Annotated in this window: 15 protein-coding genes; all 15 read right to left on the bottom strand. The window is 34.9% G+C overall.

The annotated features are described in order from the left end of the window. Positions 1-41: 41 nt before the first annotated feature. Complete coding sequence (locus tag BM212_RS04015; RefSeq protein WP_091896486.1) at positions 42-1646, bottom strand: DUF7309 domain-containing protein; 1605 nt, start codon at positions 1644-1646, stop codon at positions 42-44. 1047 nt (positions 1647-2693) lie between these two features. Then, positions 2694-3410: an MIP/aquaporin family protein gene (locus tag BM212_RS04010; RefSeq protein ID WP_091896483.1), complete on the bottom strand. Its 717-nt coding sequence runs from the start codon at positions 3408-3410 to the stop codon at positions 2694-2696. Continuing rightward, positions 3411-5246, bottom strand: a complete 1836-nt coding sequence (glpO, locus tag BM212_RS04005) for a type 1 glycerol-3-phosphate oxidase (RefSeq protein ID WP_091896480.1) — start codon at positions 5244-5246, stop codon at positions 3411-3413. A 17-nt stretch (positions 5247-5263) separates the two neighbouring features. Then, positions 5264-6769, bottom strand: coding sequence for a glycerol kinase GlpK (glpK, locus tag BM212_RS04000; RefSeq protein ID WP_091896477.1), 1506 nt, complete (start codon positions 6767-6769; stop codon positions 5264-5266). A 505-nt stretch (positions 6770-7274) separates the two neighbouring features. Continuing rightward, positions 7275-7475 carry a hypothetical protein gene (locus tag BM212_RS03995; protein WP_072695152.1) on the bottom strand — a complete coding sequence of 67 codons (201 nt, stop codon included), beginning with the start codon at positions 7473-7475 and terminating at the stop codon, positions 7275-7277. 55 nt (positions 7476-7530) lie between these two features. Further along, positions 7531-8196, bottom strand: a complete 666-nt coding sequence (locus tag BM212_RS03990; protein ID WP_143744902.1) for a hypothetical protein — start codon at positions 8194-8196, stop codon at positions 7531-7533. A gap of 18 nt (positions 8197-8214) precedes the next feature. Beyond that, positions 8215-8412 carry a hypothetical protein gene (locus BM212_RS03985; RefSeq protein ID WP_091896471.1) on the bottom strand — a complete coding sequence of 66 codons (198 nt, stop codon included), beginning with the start codon at positions 8410-8412 and terminating at the stop codon, positions 8215-8217. 569 nt (positions 8413-8981) lie between these two features. Further along, positions 8982-10451: an AcpB/EbpR/MafR family transcriptional regulator gene (locus BM212_RS03980; protein ID WP_091896467.1), complete on the bottom strand. Its 1470-nt coding sequence runs from the start codon at positions 10449-10451 to the stop codon at positions 8982-8984. Then, positions 10441-11778, bottom strand: coding sequence for an FAD-dependent oxidoreductase (locus tag BM212_RS03975; protein WP_091896464.1), 1338 nt, complete (start codon positions 11776-11778; stop codon positions 10441-10443). Before BM212_RS03975 ends, BM212_RS03980 begins: the two co-directional genes overlap by 11 nt. A gap of 574 nt (positions 11779-12352) precedes the next feature. Further along, positions 12353-13246: a DUF7916 family protein gene (locus BM212_RS03970; RefSeq protein WP_091896461.1), complete on the bottom strand. Its 894-nt coding sequence runs from the start codon at positions 13244-13246 to the stop codon at positions 12353-12355. Positions 13247-13283: 37 nt separating this feature from the next. After that, the gene (locus BM212_RS03965) at positions 13284-13694 is read right to left on the bottom strand and encodes a DUF3284 domain-containing protein (RefSeq protein ID WP_091896458.1); all 411 of its coding nucleotides are present in this window, start codon (positions 13692-13694) and stop codon (positions 13284-13286) included. 1 nt (position 13695) lies between these two features. Then, positions 13696-13869 carry a DUF3188 domain-containing protein gene (locus BM212_RS12400; protein ID WP_143744901.1) on the bottom strand — a complete coding sequence of 58 codons (174 nt, stop codon included), beginning with the start codon at positions 13867-13869 and terminating at the stop codon, positions 13696-13698. Positions 13870-13891: 22 nt separating this feature from the next. Next, a complete protein-coding gene (locus BM212_RS03960; protein ID WP_091896455.1) occupies positions 13892-14113 on the bottom strand; it encodes a hypothetical protein in 222 nt (73 codons plus the stop codon). Positions 14114-14193: 80 nt separating this feature from the next. Beyond that, the gene (locus BM212_RS03955; protein WP_072695160.1) at positions 14194-15618 is read right to left on the bottom strand and encodes a PTS sugar transporter subunit IIC; all 1425 of its coding nucleotides are present in this window, start codon (positions 15616-15618) and stop codon (positions 14194-14196) included. Positions 15619-15829: 211 nt separating this feature from the next. Next, positions 15830-17134, bottom strand: a complete 1305-nt coding sequence (locus BM212_RS03950) for a 6-phospho-beta-glucosidase (protein ID WP_425434169.1) — start codon at positions 17132-17134, stop codon at positions 15830-15832. Positions 17135-17173: the final 39 nt, after the last annotated feature.

Raw genomic sequence — 17173 nt, 5'->3', positions numbered from 1 at the left:
AATATCATTATTTATGACAATCATTAATGCTGCTCAATAGCCTAATTAAACTCATTTTCCATTTGTATGATAACTTCATCAAGTTCAGGCAATCGCTCTCTTATGACGAGTTTAATATCCGATTTATTACAGAAGTCTGCTAATACCCATTCAATCGTATGGTTTCTGACAATAATTTCCTTTGGCCTGATTTCCTTACAAACTTCTACTACACATTCTAGAATATGTTCCGGATTTTGTTTCATTTCTGGATAGGTTACCGCACTTAAAACTTCCATGCTTGCTTCTTCTACGCATAAATTAATAATTGGATAATAAGGTCTGTCTTGTGGATGTTCCTGAAGAACGGCTGGTGCATGAGCAGCGTCAACCTGGATCGAAATATTACTCTTAGGCGCCTTTTTAATCTGATGGATCACAATCTCATTTTTGAAAACATAAGATTCTTGGTCAAACAAACTTTTTAAATCTGGTAATGGATGTTCACTCGTTTCCCATTTTCCTTCTTGCTTGAAACGGCTCGTAACGATGCCATCCATCAGTCGTGGCAGTGAATCTTCATACCCAAGTTTGCTTATAACGATTAGAATTTGACTGAGTATGAGTGTAGCCCGTCTTACTTCAGCTTTTGAAAGTATAGACCATGGAACAAATCCAGGTGTGTGTTTCATAATTTCAGGTAAAAAATAGTAATTATTTTCAAGCAAATTCAACTTTTGTAATCTCTCAAAATTATCTGTTTCTATATCCGTTCTACTGACAAAAGATAGCAACAAGCAATCTTGAATGGATTTCAACTGATAATCTGGTATAAAATGATCTACTGAATAGACTTTCACAAGACTTTCCAACCCTTTTTTTCCTTCAAATAGACCAATTCCGGAAAATTCTCCTAGTCTTCCCATAACGGAACAATAAATCCACTCTTCAGTATCTGGATCCATAACGGCAATCAACTCATCATCAGAAATCTTTCTCCAAGGGGCTGCTTTTTTGATTTTATCAACTGTTTCATAAAAAGCCATCCAGTCTGCTTGTGTGGGTTGACCATCCTCAGTTAGAAATTCATCAGATACAACAGGTCTTAGATAACCATCTTCTAGTTTACTGCGTTCATCCCAAATATCTACCCAATTTTCAGCTGGATCAAAGGCTTTTCCATTTTTCACTCTCGGTATCTCTGACAGCTCAATTGTAAACTCAACAGGATCAAAATAAGTTGTAAACTCTTCATCATATAGTCTATTTTTGGCATCAATGGTTACAGCTGACAATGGACCTGTTTTGGCACGGCTAATTGTTTTAGTCAAGACAGGCGGCTCAAGATTTTCCAGATATTCGAAAACAATTTGTTTATCGATTTTTTGTCTAAGCATGACTTCACCTAGAACATTTTCAAAAGCTTCAAAAACTTCATGCATACTTTCTAAATCAAATAGTCCTACGGCTACGGGAAAACTTGTCAAATCATTTATGAACGTTACGATATAACTTCCATCTGCTTCAGTTACCGAAGCGTGCCAGTCATATAATTCATCTTGATTAATCACTTTGTCCACTGGATGTACAGGTAACGGATCAGAATCATATAGCTTTGAACTCTTACCCAACAAATCAAGCAACTTTTTCGTACAATGAAATCTCATTTTATCTCCGCCCTTTATTATAATCAATTTGGCTAAGCTTATTTTATTATTTAGATAAAAATTTTTAACTTTAAAGCTTGTTCACTTAATAGTCTAAGTTTAATTGTCTAAGATCTATTATGCAATCATTAATCGTATCAAGATTTATCCTATATTGATTTTTACATAGTGAGTTGTTAAAGAATTAAAAGCGAAAAGAGTTCAGAAGTTTAGACTAACCTTCTACTTTCAGTTACTTCCAGTAGAAGCAAACCTTTCACTAAAAGTCTGAAGGCTTATTTTTAAGTACCTTTTCTACTCATATAATATAAGATTGCTTTTATCCTAACGTGATTGATTATTTGTTTAAAGTGAGTGAGTTCCGCATCTTTAAATATAAAAATAAACTATTTTGTTAAAAAATCAACTTTATGTATCAGGTGAATAATGAATGCAGCTAGAGTTTACACAGAAGGAGTCTTTATCTGCCAGCCACGGAATAGATTATACTTGAGTTAGCACAGTAGCTCCTGTTATCTGTCAACTGAATGCTAATTCCTAATTGAGTTGGCACAGAAACAGCTGTTATATGTCAACTGAATGTCAATTCCTACTTGAGTTGACACAGAAAGAGCTGTTATCTACCAACTGAACGTTAATTCCTAGTTAAGCTGATACAGAAAGATCTGTTATCTACCAACTGAACGTTAATTCTTACTTGAGTCGGTAAATAACACTCTACTATAACCTTAATGTGAATATAAGATGCCTGAAATTTTCGTACTTTGCTCCATTCTGAGATGATAGGCACTACTTATTCCCAAAAGAATGCATGTCTCATAATTATCATTAAGGACAAAAAAATGAAATGTTTTCCTATAGCAGTTGATGACATGTTCTACTCATTCATTTTATCCTATTCCTGTCAGTTTATCTTATAGATTTAATGAAATAAAAATCGACCGACTTAAGTTTGGACAAATACCAAACTTAAGTCGGTCGATCAGTTACGCTCAACTATTCTTTATTTAGAACGCATGTGTAAATTACTAAACTATTAGAATATTTTTAAATGATAACCATATAAAGCAATGCGGCAAGAGCAGCACCCAACATTGGAGCTACTACTGGAATCCAAGAGTATCCCCAGTCTGATCCGCCTTTATTTTTCAGTGGCAAGAATGCATGGGCAATACGGGGACCTAAGTCACGAGCAGGGTTGATTGCGTACCCAGTAGAACCTCCAAGTGAAAGACCGATTGATAGAATCAATACACCAACAACTAGAGGATTTAACCCATCGGTAAATGAGTTTTGTCCAAATGCCATGATCCCGAATACTAATACAAAAGTTCCGATAACTTCTGACATTACATTGCTGACAGTATCGTAAATTTCCGGAGCTGTTGCAAATGTACCTAGAATTGCTCCTTGATCGGTTGTTTCTCTGAAGTGAGCAAGATATGTCAGCCAGACTAAGACAGCTCCGACAATTGCTCCAGCTACTTGGGCAATTATAAATGGTATAACCATTGACCATTCCAAATTACCAATCATTGCCATACCAAGCGTTACAGCTGGATTTAAATGAGCGGGTCCCATAAATCCAGAGATATAAACGGCCATAGCTACACCGGCGCCCCAGCCCATTGTAATTGCAACCCATCCTGCTCCTTCTGCTTTACTTTTTTTCAAGCTGACAGCAGCAACTACACCATCACCAAGCAAAATTAATATCATCGTTCCTAAAAACTCACTAAATATCGTTAACATATCTCCAGTCATCTACTTTTTATCTCCTTTTAAGTGTTTTAAGTCAGACTCTGCAATCGCTACTTCTAATTCTTTAGTATAGTTAGCTTTTTCCTCATCTGACCAATCATTATAACGAGCCATTTCCCTAATCACTGATTCTTTTATGTTATCTAAAGTATCACGTTTAAACAACATATGGTTTGTACGACGAATCAAGAAATCACTAGGTGTCAATGTCATTTCTTCATCCATGGCATATCTTAAACTAACAGCTTCTGCTGCATTCAGTCCTGCTACTTTTTCTACATCATCTAGTAAAGAAAATACTTTAGGTGCATTTGAACCATATAGATTAGCCAAATATAGTGCTTCTGATTCACTTAATCCTTTTTCAATTCCAATTTGTGCTATTTTTTCTGTTTCTTCTTCCACTTTTGATGGATCAATATCTCCACCTGAAACTGGATATTTAGTAGAATCTATCAGATCATACGTTAAGCTGTAATTTTGCTCCAATATTTCAATAACCTTTTTCATAGCACCCAAAGCCATCTTACGATAATCTGTTATTTTACCCCCTGCTACTGTTAACAATCCATCTTCATCAATGTCCAGAGTACTACCACGAGAGATTGCAGAAGGATTAAAATCAGATTCAGAATTACTTGTTTCAATATTTTTAAGGGCACTTTCTACTTCGTTCCGATCCGTTTTACCTTCTTGATATTTAGTAATAGTAGAAAGGATATGATCGAAACTTTCATCTGTAATCGCTTGGTTATTTCCACCATTATAATCGGAACCACCATTTGTTGAGATCAATGGTCTTAATCCTGCCCAGCTTGATTCAATATCATCAATGGTAAGATTCGCTGAAGGATAATGAGTATTAACAACCTCTAACAGATAGTCGACATCATCTTGCTCAACAGTTGGATGTGCAAAATCTCCATTATAATCCGTATCAGTCGTTCCAAAGTAAGTCTTTTCTTCACGAGGAATCACAAACACCATTCGACCATCTTTTTTACCTGTATCGAAATAAGTGGGCTGTGGTACTTGTAATTTTTCACGATCAACCACTAAATGAACACCTTTAGTCGGTCTCATTTGAGGAAGGACATCTAGTTTATCATCCATTTGACGAATCGTATCAGACCAAGGACCAGTTGAGTTCAACACAACACGTGCGTTGATTTCAAACCTTTCTCCTGATAATAGATCCTCTACTTCCGCTCCTGAAACCTTACCTTTCTCATCATGTAAGATTCCTATTACTTTCATCCGGCTAACCATATGTCCACCATCTGCAGCAGCTTGTTTAATATTTTCAATCACTAAGCGGGCATCATTATTGCGGTAGTCCAAGTAAACTCCTGCACCGAGTAGTCCTTTGGGATTAAGTTGTGGGAGACGATCAAGAACTTCTGCTTTTGTCAAAGTATAATTGGCATATTTTGTTCCGGTAACGCCTGCCAAGCGATCATATAAATCCATTGCAACTTTTAATGAAAACATTGAAAAGGTTGAACCCGGTTCATCATAAATCGGTAGGATCATTGGATCAGCTTTAGGAATATGTGGCGCAACTCCTTGTACGACAGCTCGTTCTTGAACAGTATCTGCTACAACTTCTACATCGAAGTTTTTCAAGTAACGGATTCCACCATGAACTAATTTAGTAGAGCGAGAAGAGGTTCCTTCTGCAAAATCCTGCATTTCTACTAATCCAGTTTTTAGTCCAGAAGCGCTGGCTTGCAAGGCAATTCCAGCACCTGTGATTCCGCCTCCAATGATCAAGACATCAAGAGTTTCTTCTTTTAAAGTTTGGATATCTTGCTTTCTTCGTTCAATTGAGAAATTCATACTTCTATTTCCTCCTTTTACGCTTCTGGTTTGAATACTTGCGTAGCCTTAACAGCTAATCTCCAGTTTTTGTATAATTTTTCACGTTCAGCTTCTGGCATTTGTGGTTCAAAAATGCCGCCTTCTTCATACATATTTTTAATTTCATCTACACTTTCCCAGAACCCAACAGCTAAACCAGCTAAGTAAGCTGCTCCTAAAGCTGTTGTTTCTAAATTGTGAGCACGTTGGACTTTAGTACCCAAGATATCCGCTTGGAATTGTAATAGCCAGTCGTTATTTGCAGCTCCACCATCTACTTTGAGTAATGGAATATCAATGCCAGCATCTTTGTTCATCGTGTCGATTACATCACGAGTCTGATAAGCAATGGACTGCAAAGTAGCTTTGACAAAGTCAGCTTTAGATGTGCCACGAGTTAATCCAAATACTGACCCTCGAGCATCTGAGTCCCAATAAGGTGCACCAAGTCCAGTAAAGGCCGGTACAACAAATACTTCATTATCGTTTTCAGAAGTTTTAGCAAGAGCTTCTGAATCGGCAGAATTTTCAAGCATTTTTAATCCATCACGTAACCATTGAATAGACGATCCTGCTACGAAAATACTTCCCTCTAACGCGTAATTGATTTTTCCGTTAATGCCATATCCAATTGTTGTTAGTAAGTTATTTTCTGATAGCTGTGGAGTTTCTCCTGTATTCATGACAATAAATGAACCTGTTCCGTAAGTGTTTTTTACCATTCCCGGTTCGAAAGCCATCTGACCGAATAGTGCAGCTTGCTGGTCCCCAGCCATTCCCGAGATAGGTGTATTTGCTCCATAGAAGTGGTAGTTAGTTGTATGTCCATATACTTCTGAATTAGACTTAACTTCCGGCATGATAGCATTTGGAATATTCAATAAATCTAAAATGTCTTGATCCCATTCCAGCTTGTGGATGTTATATAGCATTGTACGACTGGCATTTGAATAGTCAGTAACAAATGATTCTCCACCTGTTAATTTCCAAACTAGCCAAGTATCTACCGTACCAAACATCAATTCACCTTTTTCAGCACGTTCTTGAGCACCTTCTACGTGATCAAGAATCCAGCGAATTTTGGTTGCTGAGAAATACGAATCAATGATCAAGCCAGTTTTTTCATGGATCATCTCTGAATATCCATCTTCGTATAGTTTAGTAGCGATAGGAGCAGATTGACGAGACTGCCAGACAATTGCATTATAGATGGGGAGACCTGTTTTTTTATCCCAGATAATGGTCGTTTCACGTTGGTTCGTAATCCCGATTGCGGCAATTTCATCTGGTTTGACACCGGATTCAATAAATGCCCCAGCAATTACAGACTGCACTGAATTCCATATTTCATTTGGGTTATGTTCTACCCAGCCACTTTGTGGAAAAATTTGAGTAAACTCTTTTTGTGAGCTTCCTATTGTATTTGTTTTTTTATCATATATAATTGCTCTCGAACTTGTTGTACCTTGGTCAATTGACATAACATATTTTTTTTCTGCCATTTTAATTTCCTCCTTGTATGTGCAAGCAATTTCTTTACTTTTTCATTGTAACCGTTTTTCTTCCAAAAAAAATGTCAGCTTTTTTTTAATTTTAAAATTTTTTGAGAGATTTTTGGATAATAGGCTCTAAAATCCTACAATACCAATGAATTTCTTTATATTAAGTGAAAAATTTTTAACTAAAAAAGAACAAGCTCAGTATGTTCCCTGCAGCTTGTTCTATGAATTCAGTTCTTGAATAATTTGTAGAAGAATGTTTATAAATTTGAATAAGGTATTAGATAGTTTAACGCTGCAGCTACTTCCAGCAAAATAGGCTTCTGTATTAATACCTTACTTTCTTCACTACCCTAAAATAATTGTTAGAATATACTTTTGTATTTCAGAAAAAATTTTCATCCGAATCAATTTCCAAATTATTCTCAGCTATTTATAGTTACTTTTTCAAGGTAATATAATAAAAAGAAGCCCCGTTGAGGGCTTCTTTGTCAAGATTCAAGTATGATTAAATATGCCCAATTTTTTTCCCATTACGTTCTTTTTCCCACCGCAATAAAGTTTTTTTCTCGGAGAAATTTCTTGGACGTTTGCGACCAGTACTATAAGGAATTTTATGCGATAATCGTTCACTTAATAGTTTAGACTCCATTAAAGTCATGCCTTTCGGAACTTCTTTTTTATCTAATTTGACTTTTATATCTGACATCGTCCACTCCTCCTTTTTTTTATTATAACATATTTATTTAAAATCCTGAAAATACTTATTCTTTAATTTGGCTATGACTTATTTGATGTAGATAAGTGATAATTTTCCTAATATCTTTCACTTCTTTATACGGTATTTTTTCTAATTGTTCTATTAATTCAACTAAAGTTAAATACTTACTTCGGATTGGTACAAATATTTTATCTTCTTCATCCATATAAGTATATACCATATAATATGGAGTCATAGTAAATCCATAATAAGTTTCTCTAGCTGGTATAGTAATGATGCTACCTTCAGTAATCGTATAGGGAATATGATTCTTTTCAAGAAATGATGTCATTTTGAAATGTTGATCGTCAGCTGAATTTACCTCTTTTGCTAAATCTAGAAAATTAGTGAAGATTGCCTTTTCCTCAACATCAAGGGTTTTTTCAATATATGAAATATCCAAATATTTAAGATGTCTTTTTATTAACTGATAGATCCAATCTCTTTGATTATATTCTTTAAAATGTAAATAAGCTCTGATCCGATCCTTAATGATATCTTCAATTCCAATAACATTTAATCTGAATTGATCATCAGTAATAATCTGATTTATATACTTTTCATCCGAATCTTCTAATATAGAACCAGGAACTTCAACATATACTTTTAGTTCTTCATGCAAACTATCTTTTCCTAATCTCTTAAATCCTAAATCTAAAAGAGCAGACATAATTTTTTCATGACCCACTCAAACAAAATCAATATCTTGGGTAGAATATCCCCCTTCAGTATAAATTTCAACGGATAATCCCCTAACTACAACCAGATCTATATTATGCTTTTGTTTCACATATTCGGATATTACACCAGCAGTTCGGAGCTGCTTTTCCCTAAACGATTTGTTTTTTAAAGAATCTAATATATCTTTGAAACCTTGAAGTTCCATGTATTACTCCCTTCATCAATAATTATTTACTTCGGAAATCAAAAAATATTATTACTCAATTGATTGAATGTGAAAAAAACATTTATACTTAACTCTAATCTCTTAGTATCATCTACTTGTAATCTACATAAGGATTATACCAAATTGTGAAGGTAAATAATTTATAAGTATCTAAAGGTATGCGTAAAAATATATTTTTAATTTTATTCCTATTGTAAAACAACTGTCGTTACAATAATTACTTACTAATTAGTTATTTTCCAGAAGTGTTTAATTTTGGTAACCTTAAAGATTAAATTCTTATTTTTTAACTCCCTACTAGTTTTGAATTTATTTTTAACTATTTTGCTATTTTAAGTTCATTCTTTCACTGATTCCATTCTTAATAAAAGACAAATATTTAGTATAAACTGAAATCCATCAATCTCTAAATTTTATTATTAACTATTATAAAAATTATTTGATACAAAAAACTTCTGTCTGGTTACGTGACAATGATCATTTGCTATACAATTTAAAATTTTTTAACTAAAAAAGAACAAGCTCAGTTTGTTCCCTGCAGGCTTGTTCTATGAATTCAGTTCTTGAATAATCGACTGGATATTTTTCAGATCAAAAGATGATAAGATTTCTGAAAGGACATATACTTTGGCATCACCGTATTGAACCTTCTGACTTGGCCTTTCATTAGTTAGAATTAGGTCATACTCTTTATCGGGTTGATAAGTTTCTACCTTAATACCATTTATATGACGCATATTAAGCATCAGCATCTGATTGAGTGTTTCGGTATAAATAGTTTCCATCTTTAAGTCAATACCGATTTGTACGATAGTCGTCATCTTAAAAGTAACGATAGCTAGTAAACTGATGTACTTCAGTAGTTCCATCTTCAATAAGCTATTCTCTTTGTCTTCTATGATCATGAATTTATCGGTAGTAGTAGTCAACAATGTATGAGCAAATGATACTAGATTTCTACCTGTAAACTGTTTTTCCTTAGCTAACATTTCTTCATATTCGTAGACTTCAATATCCCCTTTGAAAAAATATAGCTTTGTATGAATATGTGAAAGGTGATAAAACATATCACGTTCCAGCATATAAGGTAATCTACGGAATTTGTAGTGAATAATAATGGTTTCTACAATGTAAGTATCTAATGAAGCAATGGGAGCCCGACGATCGCGCATCAGCGTATATTCGTGAAATTCATGTTCCGTCAGTATTGAAAAAGCCAGTAAAAATGCAAAATGCAACATAGCTTCTTCCTCATCGACTTCAATCGAATACCGGCTAAAATAGCGTAAAACCATAATACGAATTTTCTGGTATAACGGATCTTCTAAATATGTTTGCATCTGTTTATGCAAATGCTGGTATTTCTTGTCTTTGCAATTGACGCGATTTTTGCTGATAATCATCCAGATTGCCAAACGTTGTCTATTTTCAGGTTCAATGGTGACTTTCAGAAAATTTTCTACAGCTTGTACTGCTTGAGTGATTTGTTTATCAGAATGTAAATCAGTAAAGACTTCCTTATTTTCAATATAATTATAAAACTGAAAATAAAAATATCGAATCTGCAATTCTTCTCCATGGAGCTGTCCATTACGAATTTTAATCCCAAATTCTTTCAAATAGCTGTTGAGTTCTTTAATCTTACGAAATAAAGAAGAGTCGCTGATGGCTAGCTCTTCTGTCAGCTGCATAATTGAGAATTCTTGATATTTGAATAGAAAATTGATTAACTTTACTTTTACCGACTGACTCAAATAAAGATGATAAATCTGCTGTAAAGAATAGTCATCATCCATTTTTAAAGAGATGGTTTGTCCATCATAATAAATGTTCACTTGTTCAGATAGAGATCCTATTCGAGCTGAGATAGAGTCTAGATCATTGTCCAGTGACGCTTTAGCAACTTTTAAATAATCCAGCATATCCATATAAGAAAGCCTACCACCGTTTAAAATGAGCTGTTTAAAAATCGTAACTTCTCTAATTTCATTTTTTTCAAGAAAGTGTTCAATTTTCATTTACATCATCCCTCATTTCTTGCCAGGGAACGAAATTAGTCGTTGAAATCATTGGAGAAAAGGAAGGATGAAAGAAATAATCTTTCTGTTGCAAATCTTCTAGCGTCTGCTTGGTTTGAATAGCTAATGCAAGCGTATTGATTTTTTCTAAAATATTAGCGTTTGAAAGCATTTGTGCTCCCAGCAGAATATGACTGTCTGCATCATAAATCCATTTCATCATCACCGTACTAGCGTCTGGTAAACTAGTTAAACACATTTCTTGACGAGAAGTTTTAATCGTTTGATTCGTAAATAAACTTTCTGCTTCAGTCATACCAGTACTAGCAATGTAGTAGCCAAATGCCGAAGTACCAATAGTCCGTAACGAACCTTTAAATGGTACTTTTGGCTGGTTAAGATTGGCAGCTGCTACGATTCCACTCCGTACAGCATTGTTTACGAGTGGAATATAGACCATCTCACTTTCTTCTCCAAAATTCAGTTGGATACAGTCCCCGACGGCAAAGACATCTTCCGCGGATGTTCGCATATAGCGATCAACTGCAATGGTCTGATCCATGTGAAGTTGAACGTGTTCATCTAAAAAGTGGAGGTCAGGTCTAACATTGACGCCTAAAACAACAGCATCACTCTTAACTGTTTCCTTTTTTAATTGAATCCTTACCTGTTGATTGTCAGTTTCTTCTATAGAAGAAACTGTTTGCTGCAAACGCAAATTAATACCATCAGCGAGCATTTTCTTTTGCAATGGCTGAATCATATCTTTATCAAAATATTTGAATAACACATAATCCATACTTTCAATGAGTGTAACTTGCTTTTGCTGTTTGTTTAACAAATCAGCTGCTTCTACGCCTACTTGGCCGCCTCCAATAATCGTAACACTTTCGCTCGATTCGACTTTTTCTATAGCAGCTTCTGCTTCATAGCGACCTTTGTATTTTAAAACATGCTCTCCATCACTGCCGCTGATTTTTTGCGACAATTGACTCGAACCTGTTGCGATAATCAGTTTATCATAAGTAATTGTTTCTTCTTGTTCATCACAGAGATAATGAACTTCTTTTTTCACTGTATCAATTTTTTCTACTGATGACTTTAAATTACAGTGGATATTTTGATTTTCCAACTCTTCTTTTGTAATGAAATAAGCTGATTCTAAATTATCAATTCTTTTTTCCCAATAAAGATGCAGGCCGTTTGGAATGTAACCTAAAGCTGACTTTTTTTCCAGCAATATAATTTCTGCATCGAGATGTTTATTTCGTACCTCTAAAGCTGCAGCTACACCAGCAAAAGAAGCACCTATAATAACAACTTTCATTCCATTACCCCTTGTCCATCCATTTTCAATTAGTATAACACAGTAAGTAAAGCATTCGAATAACAGAAATTGAGCTAACTGAAGATGAGCTAGCTTTATTTACTATAAAAAGAAATAAAAAGCTGAAACATTATTCTGATGTTAAGTTGAGTTGTAGTTAGAGGCGTATTTATATACCAACTACAATTCGATTTCAAAGTGAGCTGAAAGATAATGGCTCTTTATGTACTAACTGGAATTTGATATTAAGTTGAGTTGTAACTGAAGGACTCACTATGTACTAACTGAAATTTGATTTCAAAATGAGTTGAAAGATAATGGTCCTTTATGTACTAACTGAAATCTGGTATTGAATCAAGTTATAAGCAAAGGACTCGTTATGTGCTAACTGGAATTTGATATTAAGTTGAGTTGTAAGTGAGTAACTCTTTATACTCAAACTGAACTCTAATATAATCAAAAATGCACTAAATTATCCGCATGGAAAGGTAATTACGGAGAATTTAATGCATTCTTATTATACATACAACCTTACTGTCTAGTTGTACCTCTTCATTGATAAATTTCCCTATCATTATCTTTCGTTTGATCCTGCTATTCGTGCAATAGTATGTCGGTCTCCTCTAATCGTTCGTGACATCTCGAGTAGATTTTGATACGGTGCTACTCCTCCACTTCCCGCATCTCCAATGTGTTGAATATCTACCCCAGCTATTTTATTTTGAAGAGCAATTTCTCTTATTGTTGAAGGTGCTGAAGTTTCTTGACTTGTCCCGATTGCAGAGAGAGTTAAAACATCATGTTGTTTAGCTAACTGAACAGCTTTCATTACCATACTCGTTGTAACACCAGGCACTGTGCCTATAGCTGGAAGCAAGATAATATCTGCACCATTCATGATAAAATCTTTTATAGCATTTAAATCAACAACTGGTTCATTAACACCAGCACCATGCATTTTACCAGCTATAATCAATCCAGTGAACTTTTCTTTTGCGACTTTTAATGCTTTGATGATTTCTTTATTACTTACACCGGTTCCTGGATTGCCAGTTAAACAGATAAAATCAAAACCTAATTCATTAGCTTTCTCAAAAGTTTCTTTAAATGCTTGTCTACCTTTAGATATGTCCAGCTTATTTTCAGACATTTTTGCTGATTCATCCACTGGTTCTAAATTGACACCAATGGGTCTGCCAACGAGTTTTTTCAAATATTGTATTGGTTGTTCTTCATGATCTATACCCTCTATTTTGGGCTCCATTAAATCTAACCCGTTCAATAAAATCAAATCTGCTCCGAATGCTTTAGCTACTTCGCTGTTGGTCAATCCATGTGATACTGATGTACTCACAATATTCTCAGATAAAATTGTTCTGCCTTCGCTTGCCTTGATGGACGCTTTTAAATCATATTTATCCATCTTTTTAAAGTCACTTGCGTAGCAACTGAGTAATCTTTTAACCATTCTCTGACCTCCGTTAATTGATACAATCCGAATTCTTTTAGGTTTGTTCTATACTCTGCAACATTTGCATGAGACGTTTCTTTCTAAAATAGTTCAATAGTGTACCGACAAGTGCATCATTCAGTTTCTGCATTTGTCCAATTGACTCTACTTCCTCCGTATAGTGTATTTTACATTTATCCTTTGACAAAGGCAGAATGTCATATTTAACAAGAAAATCATTTTTGTTCGTCTGAGTCCTGTAATGATAAGCTTCATTTATTCTGAATTCTTCTATCTTAATGTTCGCTCGACTATTTTTGCTGAAAGTTTTAATGTATTCAAATCCAATCATTTGCTCCGTAGAAGGACTTTTACCCGTTTGTGTTTTTATATCGTATAAAACAGAACGAGTAATCGTAGTGAATAACTGCTCAGCTGATATATTCATTTCTCTGTATATTTCCATTTTATCCCCTGCTTCGTTTAGGATTCTTTCCTTTAATCGTTATGATTATGCCTGACATTATTAATGTCAAAGCAGTTACCAAACTTAAAATATCATAAACTGCCGTAACAGTATTTACACTGAATAGTAATAGTAGACAACCGATACTCAATAAAAATAGTCCGTTTTTTGACATGACGAGCATCCTTTCTTTTAGCTCAAACTGAAACCACCTGAAAATATAGAATTGAACCCCAACTTTGATTTTTTATAGCAGATTTTGCTATTTTAGCAGCTTTTTCTAAATCATCTGCATTCGTTTCAAATAAAAGTGAAATACCTTCTTTTTCATGGTAAGTAAAATGTATATTTTCATCATTAAGATTATTCAAAAGATCGATAATCTTATCTTGCTGCAATGCTGAATTAACTTTAATCATATTACAATACTCCTTTATTTATAAAATTTAACGGCTGAGTTGCTCTTACATGAAGAGATGAATCAGCCGTTATTCATTTTTTACTCTGCTTTCTTCATTTCTTCTTCTCCTAATGCTGGATCCATTTTATTTGCTGCTATGACAAATGGTATCCAAATTAAGAATGAAGCAACAAAGGCGACTAACGTAACAATTGGCGCTCTCCAGTCAGCACCTGTAGCTAGGAACGACAACAAAAACGGTGGGGTAACCCATGCTACTTGTTGAGAAACTGGATTAACTAATCCCCAGATCGTAGCAAAGTATCCAATCGAAACTGATACAACCGGAGCGAGTAGAAATGGTATAAACATAATAGGATTCAAAACAATCGGTAGCCCAAACATTAATGGTTCATTAATATTAAAAATACCAGGACCCACTGATAATTTTCCGACTGTTTTATAATCAGATCGTTTAGAGAATAGCAGCAATGCTATAATCAACACAATCGTACCACCAGATCCTCCAAACCATGCATAAGCATCAAAGGAACCACGAACCCAATTATACCCTTCTGCTATAACTAATTCTGCTCCGCCTTCTTGGAAAAGGTTTACATTTTCAAGCTGTGCAACACCAAAAACACCTTCTAAAATAGGGGCTAGTACATTGGGTCCATGAATACCAAAGAACCAGAATATTTGTACAAACAATGTTGCTAAAATTACAGCTCCAAACCCTTGAGACAGACCTAATAGTGGGAGTGCAATCGTTTCCTGCAGCCATGCCAAGAATGTCATTCCTGGGAAAATAAGTGAAAAGACCCAATAAAAAATACTTACTGCATATATAGCAACGGTGGCTGGAATGATTGAAGCAAATGCTTTTGATACAGCCGGTGGTACTGTGTCAGGAAGTTTAATTGTAATATTTGCAAGCATTAATTTAGCATAAATAACGGTGGATACAAATCCAATAATCATTGCTGTAAAGAAAAAGTTACTATCCAAGTTGTTTAGTGGCAGCCAGCCCCACCCGGTAGCTGATATTCCTGTCGCTGTTGCAGTCCAGCCTGCTTCATTGATATTAATAGCATCAATTGTTGACTGGTCCAGGTTCAATCCAGTAATTTCTCCTGCAAAAGAAAATGTGATACCGGCAATTGAAGAAGCCGTAGCCACTATTCCTCCAGCAAGTTCATTAACCCCATAGGCTCTGGCGAGATTATATCCCCAAGAAAAGACGAAAATCAATCCGGCTACTGCCAGTGTACCGTTCCAGACATACCCATTGATTGCAATAATCTGACTGATAACTGGAATCGAATTTCCATCGTATCCTTCAAAAAATTGAGGTGGAAGATCTCTCAAAATAGCATTTAGCATAACAGCCACAGAACCAGCCATTGTAGCAGGAAGTGTTCCAATAAAAGCATCTCGCAAAGCAACTAGATGTTTCTGTGCTCCGATTCTCCCGGCGATCGGAAGAATGTATTTCTCTAACCAAGCTGTTAAAGCATCCATATAATTCCCTCCAATTATTTTTTTAGAATAAACAATAAAATGACTCAAACACATTCTTTACTAAACCAATACTTGAAATAACAATATTTCTATCTTTTCGAATAAACCCTCCTCCCTTGAAAAGGCATACATTATTTTGTAAATGACTCAGTCTCAATCTTTATTGAGTTGACCCAAATTAATTTAACGTGGCTTTAATATACTGATTAACTTATAGATCGAATTGAGGCAAGTATTCCTTATGTGCATTAAGTAATTCGTCTAAAATAACTTTTGCTTTCTTTTCATCTTTGATTAATGGATTCATAACAAATGCAAGATAAGCATCACGGTAATCTCCAGAAATGCTCGCTTTGATAGCCTGTTCTTCAAAAGCTTTCATCATTAAAATATCAGCTTTAATTTGCTGTGGCAAACGTCCAACTGTTAATGGAACCGGACCTTCTTTAGTAATTAGGCAGTTTACTTCTATAACGGAATCTTCAGCTAAATCAACAATTGCACCATTATTTAAAGTATTTACAGTCATAATATTCTGACTATTATTATAAATTGATGACATTAAACTACAGGCAACATCACTATAATAGGCTCCTCCGCGCTTTTCCAATGCTTCTGGTTTTATATCTAACTGAGGATTTTTATATTCATTAAAAAGTTCTTCTTCAATAACTTGTACTTGTTCTGCCCTTGTTCCGTTATCTTGATAGGCTTTTAAATCTTTCTTTAATGTAGATTCATTCTGATAATAATATTGATGATACGGATTAGGCAGCATATTCATTGCTCTCAAAAATGTTTCTGACCATCCGGAACTTACTATGTTAGCTGGAGAGAAGTCTACAGATTGATTAACTAATGCTTCAATTATTTTACTTAATTTATCTTCTCCGTTGACCAACACTTTAGAACCGAAAACAAAGTGATTCATTCCAATAAATTCAATTCGTACATTATTTGGATCTTCCTTTAATATCTCAGCTGCTGACTGAGTCATGTTATATGGAATATTACATACACCAATCACTCTCTTATGCACTCCGTGTTTCAGCAACGCCTCAGTCACTATTCCAGCAGGATTTGTAAAGTTGATGATCCATGCATCTGGACAAATTTCACTGACATCTTTTGCCAGATCCAATAATACTGGTATCGTTCTAAAAGCTTTGAAAATTCCTCCAGCACCGTTTGTTTCCTGACCTATCAAACCATGACTCAAAGGGATTCGTTCATCTTTCTCTCTTGCTTTGAGTCCTCCAACACGAATCTGGGTAGAAACAAAATCTGCACCATCTAGCGCTTCTCTTCTATCTAAAGTCCATGACAGTTCAATGGATACTCCTGCTTTTTCTATCATTCTCTTAGCTAGCTGACCAACAATTTCAAGCTTTTCCTTCCCGCTCTCAATATCTACTAGTGTTATGAAATCTACAGGAAATTCATCCTGTCTTAATATTAAACCCTCTATTATTTCCGGGGTGTAACTTGATCCCCCCCCTATGATAACTACTTTCATTAAAATCATACTCCTTTTATGTGACTTGTGATTAACCAC

The organism is Marinilactibacillus piezotolerans (assembly GCF_900114235.1).
Classification (GTDB): domain Bacteria; phylum Bacillota; class Bacilli; order Lactobacillales; family Carnobacteriaceae_A; genus Marinilactibacillus; species Marinilactibacillus piezotolerans.
This window is presented reverse-complemented; position numbering and strand designations above follow the sequence as displayed.